This is a genomic window from Wenyingzhuangia heitensis (assembly GCF_011762155.1).
GTDB lineage: Bacteria > Bacteroidota > Bacteroidia > Flavobacteriales > Flavobacteriaceae > Wenyingzhuangia > Wenyingzhuangia heitensis.
The window spans coordinates 1-4,335 of sequence record NZ_JAASQL010000017.1 but is presented as its reverse complement, the minus strand read 5'-3'; the positions used below and the strand labels follow the sequence as shown (position 1 = coordinate 4,335).

The window sequence follows — 4,335 nt, the reverse complement described above, 5'->3', positions numbered from 1 at the left end:
CAAGGCCTTTTCGAGCGTACTGATTTAACTTTTGTTTAAAAGTACAGAACATTGGGAAAGAAACCAAACACAAATTGTTTTTATGCGGTGTTAGCATATCGTATTTTATTTACTAGAATTTTTCTAAAAATTAAAATGTTAGCGTTGCTACTAAATTAAATTCATTAGGATTTTTATTTTCTTTTAAATTAGAAACTTCTATAGATTTCTTAAAGTTTCAAAAACTTAGCATTGCTACTACTTTTTCTTCAAGAATTAAAACATTCATTTAAAAGATTAATTTTTCCAGAATTAAAAACCTCAAAAACTCAACGTAGTTACTGCTTAATTTTCAATGATTAGAGAGCTTTTTTTAGTTACAGATATCATTTGAAGTAAAAATGTAAAAAATTCAGCACAGCTACTTAAAACAGCTGAGTAAAAGATTCTTTTCATTAAAAATATATCGATGAATGAATTTTAGGAAAAACTACTGAGCTAGCAAGCAATGAAAGTTAGTAGAAGTATAATTGGAAATATTTCAAAGTTTAGAAATGTTGTTTTTTAGAATTTACCCAAACTGATTCCCAAACTCTATTTTAAATTTTTTTAGACTATGTATGCTAACGTGTTTGTATAAGATTAGTGTGGGAGGTAGACAATTAGTAAATTGTCAGCCGAGTAACTAAGCTTATACTTATTTTTTGTTTTTATCTTCGTCGGTTTAAAAATAATCAAATAAGGATAAGCGACATTATAAATAAGCACAAAACTTTGGGTTAAACCTAAAAACCCACATTAAACTTATACGTTGTTGCCAGTAGTTTTTATTTATTTTTTACTTTCTCTCCTTTTATTGGTGAATAATCTTTTTTCAATTCTTCATTTACTAATATTTCGGAAAAATAACTTTTTGCTCCAGTTGCTTTATTCATATCTTCTATATTTTGAAGATGAAAATGTAAATGAGCTTCTGAAGAATTTCCTGAATTTCCACAAAGTCCTAATAATTTTCCTTGTTTTACTTTTTGACCTTGTTTAACAACAATTGAATTTTGTTTGAAATGAGCAAAGAATAAAAATTCATTATTTTCTGTTTTTAAAATAACTGTATTTCCAGGAATATAAATTGGATTTAATTCTCCAGGAATGTTGTCTTTAATTCCATCTACAGATAAAATAACTTCTGCATCACAAGGTGCAATCAGTTCTTTCCCAAAAGCGTAATAATCTTCGTTTGTTTTTCCGTCTGTTTTAAAGGACTTTCCATTTTTATCAGTAATTACAATATCAAAAGCATTTTTTTGAGCTTCGCTTTCTACGTGATAATTTAAATCTTTTGTGTCTCCACCCCAAAATACTGTCCATTCTTCTTTGAATGGTAAAATCATTTCTGTTATGTTTCTTTCAAGTTTTGGCAGATTACTTTCTTTGAAAGGTTTGACAAATAAACCGTTTATTTTTCCGTTTTTGTTAAGTGATATATTTATAGAAAAAAGAGCTCGCTCAAATTTTGTTTTGTAAGAGGCATAAGTTCCGTTTTCGTATCGTGTAAATTCTCTTTTTTCAATTTTTCCTGCTTGAGTTTTAAGACCTTTGATGAAGTCGGTTGTTTTTTCAATAGGTAAAGCAGATTTCATTTCAGCCGAAAAAAGGTCGAATACATTTTGATATTTGTCTAAATTATAAAATTCTTGAAATTCAGCAGAAACTTTTTTAGAAGTATCTTTTTCAGTCTGTCCAAAACTCAAAAAAGGAATTAAAATTAATATGACAAAGTTTAAATTTTTCATTTCTGTTGGTTGTGGGGCAAATTACTGGCAACGTATTTTGCTATGGTTAGTGCGGATTTGAAAATCGACAGATTTTCGGACAAGCACTTAGCCAGAGCTTTTTGTTTGGATTTGTTTCTTTTTTGGTCACAGAGCCAAATCAACAAGATTTGGCGGGCATAGTAAATATAGACAAAACTTTGGGAAAGAACTAAACCCGCATTAACTATGAGCAGGTGTTAGCCACTGGCTTTTACATTTGCTTATATATCTGATTTGGTATGATTTTTAATAATATAGAAATTAACTTCCATCTTTTAGAAACGTATCCAATATCTTTTTTTCTTTTAATGTATTCAAAAATTTGCTTAGCTGCTTTTTCCTTAGTTGTAACCCAAAATAAATTTTCACCCTTAGCCATTTCTGTATTTACAAAGCCAGGTCTTATGTCTGTGATATAAATTGGTTTCTTTGTTTTCTTAGCTTTTTGTCTTAACCCTTCCAAATAATTTATTTGAAAAGCTTTCGAAGCATTATAAGCAGGAGCAATACGACTACCTCTTATTCCAGCAATAGAACTTATTACAACTAAATGGCCATTTCCTTGTTTCTCAAAAAAGTTAAATGCCCAATTTACAATTTCAGTAAATGCAATTACATTTAATTTATTTGTTGAATTTTCAATATTAAATTCTAATTTTTCATTTAAATCTCCTGTTCCTGAAGATAAAATTAATAAATCTAATCCTTTAATTTCTTTAACTAATAAGTCTAATTTCTCAGAGTTGTTTTCTACAGTACAGTCAAAAGAGCTTATGTAAAATCTTTGAGGTTTTAAATCTTTTAATTTTTCTAATTCCTTTTTTCGTCTTCCTGTAATACCAATTTGATATTCATTTTCAGCTAGAATTTTAGCAATTTCGTTACCAATTCCAGAAGTTGCTCCAATGATAATTGATTTTTTCATTATTTTTTTCTTGCTTGTGGTTAACGTATTTTGCTATGGTTTGTGCGGGCTTGAAAATCGGGAAGATTTTCGGGCAGGTACAAAGCCAGAGCTTTTTTGTTTGTTTTAACTTTTTGTTTTTTAAAGCCAAATCGAAAAAGATTTGGTGATGTTGTAAATATAGAAAAAACATTGAGAAAAAACTCAGCCCGCATTAACTATAGCAGTTGTTAACTTATCGTATTTTATTTACTAGAATTTTTCTAAAAATTAAAATGTTAGCGTTGCTACTAAATTAAATTCATTAGGATTTTAATTTCTTTTAAATTAGAAATTTCCATAGTTTTCTTAAATTTTCAAAACTTGCGTTGCTACTTTTTTTCTTCAAGGATTAAAATTTTCTAGAATTAAATTTCTTAAAAACTCCACGTAACTACAGTTTGATTTTCAATGATTTTAAAGCTCATTTTTTATTTAAGATATCATTTGAAACAAAATTAAAGAAAACTCAACACAGCTACTTAAACAGCCGAAAGAAGCAATGATTATTTTCTATAAAACTATCGATAAATTAATTTTAGGGAAAAACTACTGAACCAGCAAGCGATGAAAATTTGCAGAAGTATAATTAAATATATTTCAAAGTTTAGAAATGTTGTTTTTTAGAATTTACCCAAACTGATTCCCAAACTTTATCATAGGATTTTTTTCAACTATGTAAGTTAACGTATTTTGCTATGGTTAGTGCGGCTTGAAAATCGACAGATTTTCGACTACGCACTAGCCGAAGCTTTTTGTTTGGATTTGTTTCTTGTTTTGTCACAGAGCCAAATCAACAAGATTTGGCGGACTTAGTAAATATACACAAAACATTGGAAAACCAACAAACCCGCATTAACTATGAGCAGGTGTTGTACTGCGTTTTTTCAATTATTTACTGATTAGTTTCAATAACTTTTTAGGACTTTGTCGATTGTCCCAAAAACTAGTTATAATTATTTCATTATTCAAGAACTGATATAAAATACTATAATGTCCTAAAGAAACCATTCTGATTAATTTATAATTTGTTTCTTTTCCAATCTCAGGATTAGTTTTCAGAATTTGTGTTCGTTCTTTTATACTTTGTCTCAGTTTTTTTGAATACTCAGTACTTTTATTTTTTTTATTCCAATATTTAAAAATCTCATTTCTCTGCTTCATTGCAGTTTGAGTCCAAAATAATTCTACGCTAGCCATTCTTGATCTAATTTATTTAAATCAGATTCAGATATTAAATTTCCTTCTAATATATCTTTATCGCTTAGCTGTAACATCTCAATTTGTTCTGATTCAAGAATAATCTTTTGATTTTCAGATTGAGTTGATTCAAAAATATTACTAATAGCCGTTAACAACTTTTCGTTTTTAGTAGCTAAAATTCTGTCTATGAGATTATTTTTAATTGTGTTTATTGCTGCCATAATTGAAATATTTATAACAAAAGTAAGAAATTTCGTTTCGAATTTAGTTTTTCGATGCTATTTTTTAATGCTGTACAACATATTTTGCTATGGTTTGTGCGGGCTTGAAAATCGGGAAGATTTTCGGGCAGGTACAAAGCCAGAGCTTTTTTGTTTGTTTTAACTTTTTGTTTTT

At 28.3% G+C, this 4,335-nt stretch carries 4 protein-coding genes; all 4 read right to left on the bottom strand.

Annotation, left to right across the window (positions count from 1 at the left end):
• Positions 1–806 precede the first annotated feature (806 nt).
• Entirely contained in the window at positions 807–1,772 is a 966-nt protein-coding gene (locus FHR24_RS15460; protein WP_167191107.1) for a DUF3887 domain-containing protein, read from the bottom strand.
• A 232-nt stretch (positions 1,773–2,004) separates the two neighbouring features.
• Positions 2,005–2,718, bottom strand: coding sequence for an SDR family NAD(P)-dependent oxidoreductase (locus tag FHR24_RS15455; RefSeq protein ID WP_167191104.1), 714 nt, complete (start codon positions 2,716–2,718; stop codon positions 2,005–2,007).
• A 909-nt stretch (positions 2,719–3,627) separates the two neighbouring features.
• On the bottom strand, positions 3,628–3,936 hold the full coding sequence (locus FHR24_RS15450; protein WP_167191101.1) for a type II toxin-antitoxin system RelE/ParE family toxin: 309 nt from the start codon (positions 3,934–3,936) through the stop codon (positions 3,628–3,630).
• Positions 3,924–4,160, bottom strand: coding sequence for a hypothetical protein (locus FHR24_RS15445; RefSeq protein WP_167191098.1), 237 nt, complete (start codon positions 4,158–4,160; stop codon positions 3,924–3,926). The genes FHR24_RS15450 and FHR24_RS15445 overlap by 13 nt, the downstream gene beginning before the upstream one ends.
• Positions 4,161–4,335 lie beyond the last annotated feature (175 nt).